Below are 16,023 nucleotides of genomic sequence, written 5' to 3'. Positions count from 1 at the left end.
GGGCCGTCATGGATCGCACACGCCGCGAGAGCCGCGGCCTTCCTGCCCCGCTCGACGAGGCGCTGACCTCGCGCATGCCCGCAGGTCCCCTGCCGCCGGGGCCGCGCGCGAACGCCTGGGATCGGGTCGGCGCCGTCGCGGACGAACCTCACCGCGGGGTGTCAGAGCTCGTCGACGCCCTGTGGCACCCGGGGGAGTACCACCGGGATGCCGGCGGCTCGGCCACCCGCATCCGTCGGCGCCCCGTCCCCTCGGCCGGAGCGTGCTATCCGGTGCAGACCCACCTGATCGACCCCACCGGTGTGCGCTGGACGGTCGACCAGGAAGGGGTCTTCCATCGTCGCGTTCTCGCATCCGACCGTGCGGACGGATGGCCGTCGCCGGCATCGGACGACGGCACCGCACGCCTGGTGTTCACCGTGCTGCCGGGGCGGTCGTTCGGCCGCTACCGGCACCGGGCGTGGCCCCTGTGGATCGCGGATGCGGCCTACGCGGTCGCCGCCGTGCGATTCCTGCTGGGGGAGCGCGCCGGGCCCGTGCAGGTCGGTCCCTCGAAGCGGCTGCGGGAGATGCTCGGCGTCCCCCGGGCTGCGGATGCCGACGCCTGGATGCGCCGAGGACTCGCGCCGGAGATCCCGCTCGCCGCCGTCGGGATCCCGCACGTGCCGACCCCGCACGCCGCTGCTGTGCAGGCTCTCGGCACGCGACGCTCGCCCGCCATCGCGGAGTTCGCCGATCGGATCGGGGGCTCACCGACCACCGAGGTCGAGCGCGTCGCCCGCGCCTCCGGACAGGGCTGGGTGCGCGGTGCGACCGAAGTGCGCTCCTGGTCCGTGCCGAGCAGGGCACCCTCGACGATCGTCGGCGCCACCCTCTGGAGCGCCCATCTCGCCGCTGCACGCCTCTGCTACGAGGCAGCTCTCACCGGAGACAGGCGCACGCGCCCGGTCTCCGGCTTCTCCTCGACGGGGGACCGGTGGATCCTCCACGCGATCGCCGTCCTCGACTCCCGCGGAGGTGCACGATGATGATCGTCCCCGAGCTGTGGCGCGAAGCGCGACGGCACCCCTGGCTCCTGTCCATGAGCATCCTGCTCCTCCTCCTCGTGTTCGCGACGCACCTCGCGCAGGCGCTCGCCCTCGCGTGGTCTCTCGCCGCCTTCGTGCGCGGTGACACGGCCGGCGCGGTGGCGGGCATCGGCGGGATCCTCGCGATCGGGGTGGCGCGGATGTTGCTGACGCTCGCGCAGGGCGATGCCGCCGCCCGCCTCGGAGGGCGGGTCAGGGAAGATCTCCGAGGGGCGGCCGTCGCCGCGGCGCTGGTGCCGGAACGACTGCACGATGCCCGCCTCCGCGACGGCTCGACCCAGCTCGCGCTCGGCGACGGCATCGACGGCACCGACGCCTATGTGTCGAAGTACATCCCTGCGGTGGCGCAGCTCGTGGTCGGCAGCCTGATCGCGGTGTGCCTCGTCGCGGTGCTGTCGCCCGTGATCGCGCTGTGCGTCGCCGCGGGGATCCTGCTCGCGGTGCTGGGCCCTTTGGCCTGGAAGCGGATGCTCGCCCGGCGCGGGTTCGACCACTGGGACAGCTACGAGGCTCTCAGCGGCGACATGCTCGAGGCACTCCGGGGGATGTCGACGCTGCGGGCGCTGGGCGATGTCCCCGCGACCCGTGAGCGCTTGCAGGCGAGGTCGGAGTCGTTGCGCGTGGCCACGGAACGCGTCATGCGATCGTCGCTCGCCGAGACGGCGATCACCGACTTCGCGGTGCAGGCCGGAGTGGTGGTCGCCGCCGGGCTGGCCGTCGTGTCCGTGATGACCGGACAGCCACCGGCCATCGAGGTGTACGCCCTGCTCCTGCTCTCCTCGGAGGCGTTCCGGCCGGTACGTGAGCTCTCGCGCCACTGGCATGCCGGATTCCTCGGGCTCACGGCGGTTCCCGGGCTGGCGGCCCTCGGTGCGTTCCGTCGGTCCGCACGGGTCGCGACGGAGATCGAGCGCATCGAGGAACCCGAGACCGGGGCGGTGACCGGCGGGGGAGACGTGCTCCGCATCTCCGGCCTGTCGTACCGATACCCCGGCACCGATCACGATGTCCTGCGCGGGGTCGACCTCCGTGCCGGGCGTGGCGAGGTGCACGCGATCGCCGGCCCCTCCGGTGCGGGCAAGTCCACGCTCTTCGACCTCGTCCTCGGCTTCCTCCCGCCCACGGCGGGAACGGTCGAGCTCGACGGGCGCCCGCTCCGCCCGAGCGATGTCGCCGTGGTCTCCCAGCACCCCGTCCTGTTCACCGGGACCATCAGGGACAACGTCGATCTGTTCGACGCCGGGCAGGAGGCGCTGGAGGATGCGTGCGCCGCGGCCGGTGTGCTCGACGAGATCCGGGCGACCCCCGGAGGCTTCGACGCGAGGGTGGCGGAAGCGGGGACGAGCCTGTCGGGCGGGCAGCGGCAGCGTCTCGCCCTCGCCAGAGCATTGCTCGCCCGGCGCCCCGTGCTTCTCGTCGACGAGCCGACCAGCGCCCTCGACGACCGCAGCGCCCTGACCGTCGCCGAGACGCTCGAACGTGTCGCCGCAGAGAGGATCGTGCTCATGATCAGCCACCGTCCGGAGGCCCTGTCCAGGGTCGCCGATGTGCGGGTGCTCCGTGACGGAATGCTCGTGGAGGAGGCCTCATGACCTCGTCCGCGGGCATCCTCGCTCGGCTGCTTCCGCCGCTGCGACCCGAATGGCGGCGCATCGTCGGCAGCTACCTGATCGCCACCACGAGCCTGTGCGCGCTCGCCGCCATCGCGGTGCTCACCGCGCTCGGCGTCGGCGGGGCCGTCGTGCACGGCACCCGGCCGCCGGCGGTCTGGTGGTTCGCCCTCGGAGGCCTCGTGCTGCTGCGCACCTTCCTCACGTGGCGCGAGATGGACGTGTCGCACGCCCTCGCCTACCGCGTGCTCGCCCGGCTGCGGATGGCGCTCTTCGACGCGTACTCGCGCAGCGTTCCCGGTCGCCGTCGCGAGCACTCCGGGCGCGCGGCGTCGGTCGCGATGACAGACATCGAGAAGCTGGAGTTCTTCTACGCCCACACGGTCGCGCAGATCGGTGCCGCGTTCACGCTCTTCGTCGGAGCCCTGGTCTGCGCGTTCCTGGTGATGCCGGTGGCGGCGGACGTGATGCTCGCCGGAGCGGTCGCGGTCGCGCTCACCGTCTGGGCCGGGGCGGGTCCGTCGCGGCGTATCGGTGCGCGCGAGCAGCAGGAGCGCGAGGAGCAGTCCGAACGACTGGTCGACGCCCTCGGTGCGCTGCGCGAGATCCTCGCCTTCGGGCTGCAGAACCGGGTCGTTCGCGAGGCCGTCGACGGTACCCGGCGGTCGGCGCGCGTCACCCGCCGCCGGGAGGTGATCGCCCAGCTCGTCGACGGCACGCGCGAGCTGATCCTCACCGCGGTCGTGATCGGGGTGATCGCCGTCTCCCTTCTCGACGGATCGGTTGACGGGGCGGTCGACGCCGGGCGAGCGGCACTGCTGCCCGCGGTGATCGCCCTCGCCGTCGCCGGCGTCGCCGCGGTGGCGGACGCCGCGCACACGGTGTCGGAGCTGCATCCGCTGATCGCCAGTGCCGATCGCGTGGGTGCAGGGCTGCACCGCCTCCCGGTCGTGGCGCCGGTCGATCGTCCGCTCCCGCTGCCGCCGGGGCCGCTCGGTGTGCGCCTCGAGAGGGTCGCGTTCTCCTACGACGACCGCACGGAGGTTCTGCGCGGCTGGTCGATCGACGTCGACCCCGGTGAGCACATCGCCCTCGCGGGGCCGTCCGGCGCCGGCAAGAGCACCGTGATCGCGCTCGCCGCGCGGCTGTGGGACCCTGCAGAGGGCACCATCGCTCTCGTCGATGCGGCGGGGGTCGCGTACCCGCTGGGTCGCATCCGCGATGAAGATCTTCGCCGGACCGTCGCCGTGGTGGAGCAGGATGCGCGCCTCTTCCACGGCACCGTGCGCGACAACCTCGTGCGGGGTGTCGGCGCCCGCACCGACGAGCAGTTGCGCGAGGCGCTCACACGGGTCGGCGCCGACGACTGGATCACCCTCGACGACGAGCTCGGCGAGCACGGGGTGAGGCTCTCCGGTGGTCAACGGGCACGGTTGGCCCTGGCGCGGGCGCTGTGCCGCGAGCCCCGGGTGCTCATCGTCGACGAGATCACAGCGAGCCTGGATGCCGAGTCGGAGCGCATCATCTCCGACGTGCTCGAAGGGTTCGACGGCACGGTCATCGCCGCCTCGCACCGGCGCGAGACTCTGGGGCGGTTCGGGCGGGTGGTCGGCGTGGAGCGCGGAGGCCACGCGAACGACGGCGGCGGCTACAGCCGGTCGACTCCGGTGACCGTGACGACGGCCTGACCGGCTTCGTCCGAGGCTGCGAGGTCGATAGTCGCGGTGATGCCCCAGTCGTGGTCGCCGGCGGGATCGTCGAAGATCTGCCGTGCGGTCCAGGCGGCGGGCCCCTCGGTGAGGATCAGCAGCTTCGAGCTGCGGGCATCAGCGCCGGTGAGGATCTCGTCGTGGTCGGCGAAGTACCCGTCCAGCGCGTCCGACCAGGCGTCGGCGCCGAAACCGGGATCGAGCTCGGCCAGCGCGTCCACGTCTTCCCTGGCCGCCAGCTGCACCCGGCGGAAGAGTTCGTTGCGCACCAGGATGCGGAAGGCGCGGATGTTGCTCGTGAGGCGCTTGGGTGCGGGCGGGACGATCGGCTCATCGGGCGCGTGTGGATCGAAGTGTCCGTTGTCGACGCCGGCGATCAGCTCCTCCCACTCGTCGAGCAGGCTGGAGTCGACCTGGCGGACGAGCTCGCCGAGCCACTCGATGAGATCGCGCAGATCCTCGTCCTTGAGCTCTTCCGGGATGGTCTGCGAAGCCGCGCGGTACGCGTCGGAGAGGTAGCGCAGCACCACACCTTCGGAGCGCGCGATCTTGTAGTACGCGACATATTCCCCGAACGACATGGCCCGTTCGTACATGTCACGCACCACCGACTTGGGGTGCAGCTCGAAGTCACGGATCCACGGCTGGGCCGCGCTGAAGGTCTCGAAGGCCGCGGTCAGCAGCTCGTCCAGCGGCTTCGGGTAGGTGATCTGCTCGAGCAGCTCCATCCGCTCGTCATACTCGATGCCCTCGGACTTCATCGCGGCGACCGCCTCGCCCCGGGCCAGGAACTCCTGCTGACTGAGCACGGCGCGGGGATCGTCGAGGGTCGACTCCACGATCGAGATCATGTCGAGCGCGTAGGAGCCGGTCCCCGTGCCGGCGGCGGGATCGGGGTCGAGCAGCTCGAAGGCGGCGAGGGCGAACGGCGACAGCGGCTGGTTGAGCGCGAAGTTCGGCTGCAGGTCGACCGTGAGGCGGATCTCTCCTTCGGGGGTCTTCTCGACGATGCCCGATTCGCGGAGCGTGCGGTAGATGCCGATGGCCCGTAGCGCGAGCTCCCGCTGGCGCCTCCGCGGCTCGTGGTTGTCGTATACCAGTGCGCGCATATTGCCGAACACGTCACCGCCGCGGGCGATCACGTTGAGCATCATCGCGCTCGTGATCTGCATGTGCGAGGTCAGCGTTTCCGGCACGGCATCGATGAGCTTGCGGAACGACGGCTCGCCCCACGACACGAAACCGTCCGGTGCCTTCTTCCGGACGATCTTGCGCTTCTTCTTCGGGTCGTCGCCGGCCTTCTTCACCGCAGCGACGTTCTCGCTCTCGTGCTCGGGCGCCTGCGCGACGACCGTGCCGGCGGTGTCGTAGCCCGCGCGGCCCGCGCGGCCCGCGATCTGGTGGAACTCGCGGGCGTTCAGCTGCCGCATCCGGGTGCCGTCGAACTTCGTGAGCGCCGTGAGCAGCACCGTGCGGATCGGCACGTTGATGCCCACGCCGAGGGTGTCAGTGCCGCAGATAACGCGCAGCAGTCCGCGCTGGGCGAGCTGCTCGACCAGACGCCGGTACTTCGGCAGCATGCCCGCGTGGTGCACGCCGATCCCTGCGCGCAGGAACCGTGAGAGCGTCTTGCCGAACGCGGTCGTGAAGCGGAACTCGGCGATCAGGGCGGCGATCTCGTCGCGCTGCTCGCGGGTGGCGACCTTGGTGCTGGAGAGCGCCTGCGCGCGCTCCATCGCTGCGGCCTGCGAGAAGTGCACGACGTAGATCGGCGCCTGTCCGGTGTTCAGCAGATCGTCGATGGTCTCGTGGATCGGCGTCGTCTCGTAGAAGAAGTGCAGGGGGACCGGACGCTCGACACCGGTGACCGTGGCCGTCTCGCGGCCGGTGCGACGGGTGAGGTCGGCGGCGAGCTCGGTCACATCGCCGAGTGTCGCCGACATGAGGATGAACTGCGCCTGAGGCAGCTCGAGCAGCGGCACCTGCCACGCCCACCCGCGGTCGGGGTCGGCGTAGAAGTGGAACTCGTCCATCACGACCTGGCCGACGTCGGCATCGGTTCCCTGGCGCAGCGAGAGGTTCGCGAGGATCTCGGCCGTGCAGCAGATGATCGGAGCATCGGCGTTCACGGAGGAATCGCCCGTGACCATGCCGACGTTCTCGGCGCCGAACACATCGACCAGGGCGAAGAACTTCTCGCTCACGAGCGCCTTGATCGGTGCCGTGTAGTAACTGCGCCGTCCGGCGACCAGGGCACTGAAGTGGGCGCCGATCGCGACGAGCGACTTCCCGGTGCCGGTGGGGGTGGAGAGGATCAGGTTGTTGCCGGAGACGATCTCGATGACCGCCTCGTCCTGCGCGGGGTACAGGCTGATGCCCGTCGATTCCGCCCATTCGACGAACGCGAGGTAGACGGCATCCGGATCCGCGGCGTCCGGGATGAGGGCGGGGTCGAGCCGCGGAGAGGAAGTCATGGTGATTCGATCATCCCTCATGCGCGGGGGCACCTGCTCTGCGGGACCGACATGCCGCCGCGCCGGGCGACGTCTGGGCGGCACCGCCGGCGGTTGACATCATCGAACGACGACCGGATGCGGTGACTCCACCGCGAGGGGGGACGACGATGCCCGACCAGATCTTCACTTTCGCCGCGCTGGGTGTGTACTTCGCGGCGATGCTGCTCATCGGATGGATAGCCTTCCGGCGCACCGGCGATCACGAGGACTACATGCTCGGCGGACGGAATCTGCCGCCGTGGGTGGCCGCCCTCAGCGCCGGGGCCTCCGACATGTCCGGCTGGCTCGTGATGGGGCTGCCCGGTGCGATCTACGTCTCCGGTCTCATCGAGGCGTGGATCGCGATCGGCCTCACCATCGGCGCCTACCTGAACTGGCTGCTCGTGGCTCCTCGGCTGCGCGCCTACACGCAGGTGTCGCGCAACTCCATCACGGTGCCGAGCTTCTTCGAGAATCGACTCCGCGATACGACGCGACTGCTGCGGGTCGTCTCCGGTGTCGTCATCCTCGTCTTCTTCACCCTCTACATCTCCTCCGGCATGGTCGCCGGTGGGGTCTTCTTCGAGAGCTCGTTCGACGGCGACTACCTCACCGGCATGCTGCTTGTCACGGGCGTCACCCTCGCGTACACGCTCTTCGGTGGGTTCCTCGGTGCGTCACTGACCGATGTCGTGCAGGGACTGATGATGGTGATCGCGCTGGTCGTGATCCCGGTGGCGGCGATCGTCGCGATCGGGGGACTCGCCGAGACGGGCGAGCTGATCAACGAGGTGGCGCCGGACCACCTCTCCATGCTCTCCGGAACGGCGCTCACGGGCGGCACCATCCTCGCCATCGTCTCGTCGCTCGCCTGGGGCCTCGGATACTTCGGACAGCCGCACATCATCGTGAGGTTCATGGCTCTGCGCTCGCCCCAAGAGGCGAAGAGCGCTCGACGCATCGGCATCTCCTGGATGATCGTCTCGCTCGGCGGCGCCGTGCTGTCGGGCCTGGTCGGCATCGCCTACATCGCCAAGACGGGCGTCGACCTCGCCAACCCCGAGACCGTGGTGCTGCTCATGTCGCAGACGCTGCTGCATCCGTTCGTCGCCGGCCTCGTCCTGGCGGCCGTGCTCGCCGCGATCATGAGCACGATCTCCAGCCAGCTGATCGTGTGCTCCTCGGCCCTCGTGGAAGACCTGTACGGCGTGTTCCGGCGCACGCCGCCCTCGCAGAAGACGCTCATGCTGATGGGGCGGCTCGGTGTGCTCGGCGTGGCGATCGTCGCCGCGGTGCTGGCGATCACCCCGAACGACACGATCCTCGGACTCGTCTCCTTCGCCTGGGCCGGATTCGGCGCCGCATTCGGCCCGGTCATCCTGCTCAGTCTCTACTGGCGCAAGCTCACCAACTGGGGTGCCCTGGCGGGGATGTTCGTCGGCGCCGCGACCGTGTTCATCTGGAAGGCTCTCGACACCGGGCTCTACGAACTGCTTCCCGCCTTCGTTTTCGCTCTGATCGCGGCCGTCGTGGTGAGTCTCGTCACGTACCGGCACGACGACGAGATCCAGCAGGAGTTCACCGACACCGGCGCCATGCTGGCTCTACCCCGTCCGCACGCGGTCGGCGACACGCCGTAGCGGCCGAGCGCGCCGGGGACGCTCAGACCGCGGTGGCGGCGCGCAGAGCGATGCGGATCATGTCGCCGAAGGTCTGCTCGCGCTCCTGCGCCGAGGTCTCCTCGCCCGTGACGATGTGATCGCTGACCGTGCAGATCGCGAGGGCGCGCCGACCGTAGTACGCCGCGAGAGTGTAGAGACCGGCGGCCTCCATCTCGACGCCGAGGATGCCGTGCTGCACGAACGGCTCCATGAGCTCGGGGCGGGTGCTGTAGAACTGGTCGCTCGAGAACAGCTGACCCACGTGCACGGTCGAATCCAGGGGTTCGGCCTCGCTCGCTTCGACCGCGGCGCGCAACAGCGAGAAGTCGGCGACGGGCGCGAAGTCGAGTCCGTGGAAGCGCACCCGGTTGATGCCCGAGTCGGTGCTGGCGGCGTTGGCGATGATGATGTCGCGGATCTTGACGCGCTCGGTCAGGGCTCCGCACGAGCCGACCCGCACGATCGTCTGCACGTCGTACGCGTCGAACAGTTCGTTCGCGTAGATCGCCATCGACGGCTGCCCCATGCCCGAGCCCTGCACCGACACGCGATGCCCCTCCCAGGTGCCGGTGAAGCCGAGCATGCCGCGCGTCTCGGAGTACAGCTCGGCATCGTCGAGGAAGGTGTCGGCGATCCACTTCGCCCGCAGCGGGTCGCCGGGGAACAGGACGATGGGGGCGATCTGACCGGGCTCTGCGGCGATGTGGGTGCTCATGGCCTCAGCGTAGCCAGCCTCATCCCGCCGCGCCCGCGCACCCGTGTCCCCGGGGCGATACCGCGCCGATCACCCCTCGCGTCGCCGCACGATCTCGCCGATCCAGAGCGGGGCGAAGGGCGAGGTGCACCCGGGTGCGGTCGGGTAGTCGGCGAGCACCTGCAGGCGTTCGCCGATCGCCAGCGCCCTGGCGCGGTACTCGGGGTGGAAGATGCCGATGTTCGCGAGGGTCTCGTTCATGGACCACTGCAGGCGCGACGGCGCATCCTTCATGTCCCGCTCGATCAGGTCGAGCAGGTGCGCAAGGTCCAGGCCGTCGGCGTCCTTCATGACGCGCACGGTCGTGAGCGACCAGGCTGCAGCAGCCACCGTGGGGTCGGCGTCGTCGAACCACCGCAGCCGCAGCTCTTCGGCGAGCGGGGTCTTCTTGGCGACGTAGTTGACGAACCAGTCGTTGACCTTGGGTGGGCGGGTCTCGCGCAGCATGGCGTCGAGCTCGTCGGCGGTGAAGTCGCGCGGGCGGCAGATCAGCAGGGCCAGCAGCCGTGCGGGCGTCTCGCCGGTCGCCCACAGCTCCTGCGCGAGGGGCTGGTCGGTCTTGATCTTCTTGGCCAGCGCTCGCATCCGGCTGAGGTTGATGCCGTGGTCATCGCCCCGCTTCTCGTTGGCGGCGCGCATCTTCGGGTCTTCCAGCGCGGCGAGTTCGCCGAGGGCTTCGGCGACGGTCATGTCGGACATGCCTCCAGAGTAGGCGGGCTCAGTCCTCGTCGAGCAGCTCGCCCCTGATGCGGCGCAGGTCTTCCATGAGGGAACCGATCAGGATCCAGTGCTGTGACGACGGCGGCCGGATCACGAGGGGAGCGGTGAGCGCGGGGATCGCCGAGGTCATGGTGTCCGGCTCCGGCGAGGCATCGGCGACCTGCACGGCGAGCCGTACGTCGTGCCCTGCCCGTCGCAGCTGCTCGGCGATCGCGGCGACGGCGGGCTCCTCGCCGATCCGGTCGTCGTAGTGGTCGAAGTAGGCCCGGGTCATGCCGATCGTCTGCGTGACGATCGGGGAGAGCCGGTCGAGCAGCGCCCGCATCTCACGCAGATCGGCACGATGGGTCGAGCGCCGCGGGTTCAGAGTGAGCGATTCCTCTCCGGCGGCGATCGAGGCCTCGGCGGCCTCCTTCATCGGCCGCAGCAGCCGTACCTCCAGCATCAGCTCCTGCAACCGTGCGGGCGTCTGGGGTTCGGGCAGTGCGTCGGCCAGGCGATCCAGGCTCGCGGCGAGCTCGAGGCCGAGGAGCCCCACGTCCCGACGGGCCGGCGCGACGAGCACCGGAGGCACGATCAGGGCGTTCACGACGATGCCGATCACGACGCCGATCAGCGTCTCCACGATGCGGGCGAACGCATACTCGGGACTCGACGAGCCCAGAGCCAGCACCAGCATCGCCGAGATCGCGACCTGATTGCCGGTGCCGGGCGAGGCGCGGAAGATCCACGCCACCAGCATCGCGACGACGATCGCGAGCAGCACGATCCAGCTCGGCGAACCGAGCAGCAGCCCGAGTGCGACGGCGATCACGACACCGGCGATCACGCCGATGCTGCGCTCGAGCGCCTTCGACAGCGACTGGTTCACGCTGGGCTGCACCACCAGCAGCGCGGCGATGGCGGCGAAGACGGGCAGCTGTGCGGGGAACACCCATCCGGCGATCAGCCACGCCGCGATGGTCGCCGCGGCCGACTTCACGACCTGCAGCAGCGGGGAGCGCTGGGAGGCGCGGATCGCGGCGGGGATGCGCATGACCTCAACGCTAGTCGTGCGGATGCCCCGAGCGCGGCTCTTGCGTCGCGGGGAGATGCGGGGTTACGCTCTGCCTAACTAACAGTCGTTAGGTAACGAGTCTGAGGCGGAAGATGACCAGAGCAACGATCCTCGCGGAGGCCCGCACGATCTTCGCGCGCCAGGGCTACGCCGAGACGAGCCTGCGCGAGATCGCCGAAGCCGTCGGGATCAAGACGCCCTCGCTCTACGCGCACTTCTCGAGCAAGGAGGCGCTCTACGCCGAGGTGTATGCCGCGGTGTCGATCGATCACACCGCGTTCTTCGACGAGCTCGTGCGGAGCAGCTCCGATATGGAGCCGCTCGCGCGTCTGCAGCACCTCCTCGGCGGCATCGAGGCCTACTACCGCGACCGGCCCGACCTCGCGGAGTTCAGCCTGCGGGCCGCGGTCACCGAATACGGTCCCGGTGGCGAGCAGCTGCGGCAGATCTTCCTCGACTCGGAGTCGACCCTCGCCGCCGCGGTGCGCCAGACATATGAAGACGGGGTCGCGACGGGGACGTTCGTCGCCGGTGATGCAGACGGTTTCACGGCACTGGTCTTCGTCGTCATGGACGGCCTCTTCCTGCAGCTCACCCACTACACGCCCGAGGTCTACCGCGAACGGTTCGACCAGGCCTGGCGGCACCTCTCCACGATCCTCTCCCGATGAACACCACGCTCTCCCGATGAACACCGCTCTCCAGATGAACCACCGCCGCAGCGACGCGGCACACGTCTGATCCGCCGGCACCGAGCCACGAACTCCGACCCGGCATCGCACGACACGGCCGCAACGACAGGCCGCCCCCCGACCCGCCCTGCGAGTCGTCCGCACTCCGGGAACCCGAATCCCCGCCGACGCACTCGCAGGGCCACTTCTCAAGGAAAAGATGATGACCACCACCGACTACGAGCACGGTGTCGTGCCGCAGGATCAGCGCAAGAGCTGGCTGTCGATCGCCACCGTGTGGATCGCGATCGGCATCGACCTCTCCGGGGCGTTCCTCGGTGTCTCGCTCGCCTCCGGCATGGCCTTCTGGCCGGCGATCGGCGCGACGATGCTCGGTTCGCTGCTGCTCGGACTGCTCGCGATGGCCTGCGCCTACGTCGGCGCCGCCACCGGGCTCTCCACCGCGATGATCTCCCGCGCGGTGTTCGGGCGCATCGGCGGGGCGATCCTCGCCCTCGCGATCGCGATCAGCCTGGTCGGCTGGTACGCCGTGCAGGCGGGCTTCTTCGGAGCGAACGCGCAGATCGCGTTCGCCGAGTTCACCGGCATCGATGTACCCGTGCAGGTGTTCACCGCGATCGGCGGCGTGCTCATGGCGATCACCGCGTTCTGGGGCTACCGCTCGATCAACCGCCTCAGCACCCTCGCCGTGCCGCTGCTCCTCCTCCTGCTGATCGTCGGCGTGGTCGTGGCGTTCACGGTGAACGGGGCGGCAGGGCTCGAGGCCCCGGTCGAGGCGACGTTCACGTTCGGCGGTGCGGTGTCGCTCGTGATGGGCATCTTCATCCTCGGTGTCGTGCTGGCCCCCGACATGGCGCGGTGGGCGAAGACGCCGAAGCAGGCCATGATCGCCGGGTTCGTCGGCTTCTTCTTCGGCAACTCGATCATCCTGGTCGTCGCGATCCTTCTCGCCCGCATCATGGACGGCACCGAGTTGATGGCGATCTTCTTCGCCCTCGGTCTCGGCGGAGTCGCCGTGGTCGTGCTGATCCTGGCGCAGTGGACCACGAACACGACCAACCTCTACTCGGCCGGCCTCTCGTTCGCGTCGATCAGCGAGCGCCTGAGCCGCCGCACCGTGACCATCGTGCTCGGCGCCATCGGCATCGTCGTCGGAGTGATCGGCGCGGCCGACTACTTCGTGCAGTTCATCCTCGTGATCGGCACGATCATCGCCCCCTACGGCGGCGTGTACCTGGCGTCGTTCTTCACCGGCCGAAAGACCGCGCGCTGGGCGCACGGCGCCACCGTGCCGCTGGTCGACGGGTGGTCGATCACGGCCTGGGTGGTCGGCATCGTCGTGGCCGTCGCGACGACGAACCCGGCGGACGGTCCCGGCTTCGGCTGGTTCACGATCACCTCGATCTCCGCTCTCGACGGTCTCCTCGTCGGCTTCGTCGCCTACCTCCTGCTGCTTCCGCTCCGCCGCCGCGTGGCACCGGACCCGGCCGCCCCTGTCACGGACGAGGTGAGCGCATGACCACCGCTCCTTTCCTCACAGAAGCCGACATCGACGAGATCGCCCTGGGCGCCGCGGTGCTCGGTACCGGCGGCGGAGGAGACCCGCACGTCGGCTCGCTCATCGCCAAGCGCCTCATCCGCCTGCACGGACCGGTGCCGCTGGTGGCTGTCGACGACCTGACCGACGACGACTTCGTGATCCCGATCGGCGGGATCGGGGCGCCTTCCGTGAGCGTGGAGCGCATCCAGGCCGAATCCGAGCTGCTCGCGGCCCTGCAGGCGATCGAACGCGCGGTGGGTCGCAAGGCCACGGCCGTGATGCCGATCGAGGTCGGTGGAGGCAATTCCATGATCCCGATCGCGGCCGCCGCGCTCGCCGGACTCCCGGTGGTCGACGGTGACGCGATGGGACGCGCCTTCCCGGAGGCGCAGATGGTCACGTTCCATCTCGCCGGCTATGGGCCCGGTACGACCGTGCTCGTCGATCACCACGGCAACGAGGTGGTCAGCCGCCCGGTCGACGGCGGCTGGTCGGAGCGCATCGCGCGGGCCGTCACCGTCGAGATGGGCGGAGGGGCGACCATGATCGACTACGCCTATGGCGGCGACGTCGTGCGCGAGTGCGCGATCCCGGGCACTCTGGGGCTCGCCCAGCGCATCGGACGCATCCTCCGGGGGCGCGATGGCGGCGGACGCGAACTGCGCGACGACGAGCGCATCGACGCTCTGTGCGCCGACCTCGCCGCGGTGCGGCTGTTCGACGGCAAGGTGGCCGACCTGCAGCGCTCCGTCGACGGCGGTTTCACGCGGGGAGCAGCCGAACTCGTCGGCGTCGGAGAAGACCGGGGGAGTGCGTTCCGTCTCGACTTCCAGAACGAGATGCTGCTCGGGCGTCGTGACGGCGTGCTGGCGGCGGTGACCCCCGACCTGATCGCGGTGCTCGACCTGGCGACCGGCATGCCCATCACGACGGAGTCCCTCCGCTACGGCGCGCGGGTCGCGGTCATCGCGATCCCCTGCCATGACAAGTGGCGCACGCCGATCGGGCTGGAGACCGCAGGGCCCGCCCACTTCGGATACGACGTGGAGTGGGTTCCCGTCGAAGACATCGCGCAGCGCTCCGGTGCGCGCACGACGGACGAGGAGGCCGCGTGATGGCCGGCACCTATCGCATCGGCATCGACGTCGGCGGCACCAACACCGACGCCGTGATCCTCGACGAGCGGCTCGACGTCGTCGCCTCGGTCAAGCGCCCGACCACGGCCGACACGGGCGACGGCGTGGCCGCGGCGATCGACGCCGTGCTCGCGGCCTCCGGCGTCGACGCCGCCCTGATCGGGCACGCGATGCTCGGCACCACTCACTGCACCAACGCGATCGTGGAGCGTCGCGGTCTCGGTCGCGTCGGCATCCTCCGCCTCGGCGCACCGGCCACCACGGCCGTCCCGCCGCTGGAGGGTTGGCCGGACGATCTGCGTGCGGCGATCGGCGAGCAGGCACACCTGCTGGACGGCGGCTTCGAGGTCGATGGCCGGGTGCTCTCCCCGATCGATGAGGATGCCGTGCGCGAGGCCTGTGCACGGATGCGCGGCGAGGTCGACGCGGTCGCCGTCGTGGGGGTGTTCGCCCCGATCGACGAGAGCCAGGAGGAGCGGGTCGCCGCCATCGTCACGGAAGAGCTGGGTGTTCCCGTGTCGCGGTCGGCGCGCATCGGCTCGCTCGGACTGCTCGAGCGCGAGAACGCGACGGTGCTGAATGCGGCGCTGATGCAGACGCTGCGGCAGATGGCCGCGGGCTTCGTCGCCGCTCTGCGGGAGCGGGGCATCCCGGCCACCCCGTACTTCGGCCAGAACGACGGCACCCTCATGCAGCTCGAGTACGCGCTCGAGTTCCCGGTGCTGACGATCGGCTGCGGTCCGACGAACTCGATCCGCGGCGCCGCGCACCTCTCGGGCGCGACCGACGCCCTGGTGGTCGACATCGGCGGCACCACGACCGACATCGGCGTGCTCGTCGACGGGTTCCCACGGCAGTCGGCGCACGCCGTCGAGATCGGCGGCATCCGCACGAACTTCCGTATGCCCGACGTGCTGTCGGTCGGCCTCGGCGGCGGCACGATCATCCGGGAGACGCCTGCGGGCGCGACCGTCGGCCCGGACAGCGTGGGCTATCGCCTTCCGCAGGAGGGTCTCGCGTTCGGCGGCAGCACCCTCACGGCCACCGACGTCGCGCTCGCGGTCGGCGGCGCCGAGATCGACGGTCTCGACGCCCCCGCCGTTCCCGAGGGGGTCGGCTCCGCGGCGTGGACCGCGATGCGGGAGATCCTCGAGGACTCGATCGATCGGATGAAGCCGAACGCCGCGCCGGTACCGGTGATCCTGGTCGGCGGGGGCGGCATCATCGCCCCGACCGTGCTCGACGGCGTCGCCGAGGTGATCCGCCCCGATCACTTCGGCGCCGCCAACGCGGTGGGGGCGGCCCTCGGCGAGGTCGCCGGCCAGATCGAGAAGATCTACCGCGTCGATCCCACCGACCAGCGGGCATCCCGGGCGGACGCCGCCGCCGAGGCGACCGAGCGTGCCCGGCTCGCCGGCGCCGATCCCACGACGATCGAGGTCGTCGCGGTGGAAGAGCTGCCGGTGGCCTACTCCGACGGCACGGCCGTGCTCATCCGCGCCAGAGCGGTGGGTCGCCTGGCGGCCTGACTCTCCGCGGACGGCATCGCCTCGGGCGGGCG

General features: G+C 70.2%; 12 protein-coding genes. 8 read left to right on the top strand and 4 right to left on the bottom strand.

The genetic code is table 11. The features are described from left to right. Positions 1-8 precede the first annotated feature (8 nt). Genes ACLFA2_RS06520 through ACLFA2_RS06510 form a run of 3 tightly spaced genes read left to right on the top strand, consistent with a single transcriptional unit; the run spans position 9 to position 4,386 of the window. Positions 9-1,028, top strand: coding sequence for a hypothetical protein (locus tag ACLFA2_RS06520; RefSeq protein WP_426622249.1), 1,020 nt, complete (start codon positions 9-11; stop codon positions 1,026-1,028). Then, positions 1,025-2,680, top strand: coding sequence for an ATP-binding cassette domain-containing protein (locus tag ACLFA2_RS06515; protein ID WP_426622248.1), 1,656 nt, complete (start codon positions 1,025-1,027; stop codon positions 2,678-2,680). Before ACLFA2_RS06520 ends, ACLFA2_RS06515 begins: the two co-directional genes overlap by 4 nt. Continuing rightward, positions 2,677-4,386, top strand: coding sequence for an ATP-binding cassette domain-containing protein (locus tag ACLFA2_RS06510; protein WP_426622247.1), 1,710 nt, complete (start codon positions 2,677-2,679; stop codon positions 4,384-4,386). The genes ACLFA2_RS06515 and ACLFA2_RS06510 overlap by 4 nt, the downstream gene beginning before the upstream one ends. On the opposite strand, the gene ACLFA2_RS06505 is transcribed toward ACLFA2_RS06510, so the two are convergent. Beyond that, positions 4,347-6,881: a DEAD/DEAH box helicase gene (locus ACLFA2_RS06505; protein ID WP_426622246.1), complete on the bottom strand. Its 2,535-nt coding sequence runs from the start codon at positions 6,879-6,881 to the stop codon at positions 4,347-4,349. The two genes, ACLFA2_RS06510 and ACLFA2_RS06505, sit on opposite strands and share 40 nt — an antisense overlap. A 149-nt stretch (positions 6,882-7,030) precedes the next feature. On the opposite strand from ACLFA2_RS06505, the gene putP reads away from it, so the two are divergent. Next, a complete protein-coding gene (putP, locus tag ACLFA2_RS06500) occupies positions 7,031-8,542 on the top strand; it encodes a sodium/proline symporter PutP (protein ID WP_402608711.1) in 1,512 nt (503 codons plus the stop codon). 22 nt (positions 8,543-8,564) lie between these two features. Here the strand turns inward: putP and deoD are convergent, their stop codons facing one another. From deoD to ACLFA2_RS06485, 3 genes are all read right to left on the bottom strand, one after another. Then, the gene (gene deoD, locus ACLFA2_RS06495) at positions 8,565-9,278 is read right to left on the bottom strand and encodes a purine-nucleoside phosphorylase (RefSeq protein ID WP_426622245.1); all 714 of its coding nucleotides are present in this window, start codon (positions 9,276-9,278) and stop codon (positions 8,565-8,567) included. A gap of 69 nt (positions 9,279-9,347) precedes the next feature. Continuing rightward, positions 9,348-10,016, bottom strand: coding sequence for a DNA alkylation repair protein (locus tag ACLFA2_RS06490; RefSeq protein ID WP_021198351.1), 669 nt, complete (start codon positions 10,014-10,016; stop codon positions 9,348-9,350). Positions 10,017-10,035: 19 nt separating this feature from the next. Beyond that, a complete protein-coding gene (locus ACLFA2_RS06485; protein WP_021198350.1) occupies positions 10,036-11,073 on the bottom strand; it encodes an FUSC family protein in 1,038 nt (345 codons plus the stop codon). A gap of 113 nt (positions 11,074-11,186) precedes the next feature. Here ACLFA2_RS06485 and ACLFA2_RS06480 point away from each other — a divergent pair, with 113 nt between their 5' ends. From ACLFA2_RS06480 to ACLFA2_RS06465, 4 genes are all read left to right on the top strand, one after another. Next, a complete protein-coding gene (locus ACLFA2_RS06480; protein ID WP_021198349.1) occupies positions 11,187-11,765 on the top strand; it encodes a TetR/AcrR family transcriptional regulator in 579 nt (192 codons plus the stop codon). A gap of 223 nt (positions 11,766-11,988) precedes the next feature. Beyond that, positions 11,989-13,305, top strand: coding sequence for a cytosine permease (locus ACLFA2_RS06475; protein WP_231479821.1), 1,317 nt, complete (start codon positions 11,989-11,991; stop codon positions 13,303-13,305). Continuing rightward, complete coding sequence (locus ACLFA2_RS06470; protein ID WP_029265120.1) at positions 13,302-14,441, top strand: DUF917 domain-containing protein; 1,140 nt, start codon at positions 13,302-13,304, stop codon at positions 14,439-14,441. Before ACLFA2_RS06475 ends, ACLFA2_RS06470 begins: the two co-directional genes overlap by 4 nt. Continuing rightward, the gene (locus tag ACLFA2_RS06465; protein WP_029260085.1) at positions 14,441-15,991 is read left to right on the top strand and encodes a hydantoinase/oxoprolinase N-terminal domain-containing protein; all 1,551 of its coding nucleotides are present in this window, start codon (positions 14,441-14,443) and stop codon (positions 15,989-15,991) included. Before ACLFA2_RS06470 ends, ACLFA2_RS06465 begins: the two co-directional genes overlap by 1 nt. The last annotated feature ends 32 nt before the right edge of the window (positions 15,992-16,023 follow it).

This window comes from Microbacterium sp. As-52 (assembly GCF_049949185.1).
Taxonomy (GTDB): Bacteria; Actinomycetota; Actinomycetes; order Actinomycetales; family Microbacteriaceae; genus Microbacterium; species Microbacterium maritypicum_A.
This window is presented reverse-complemented; position numbering and strand designations above follow the sequence as displayed.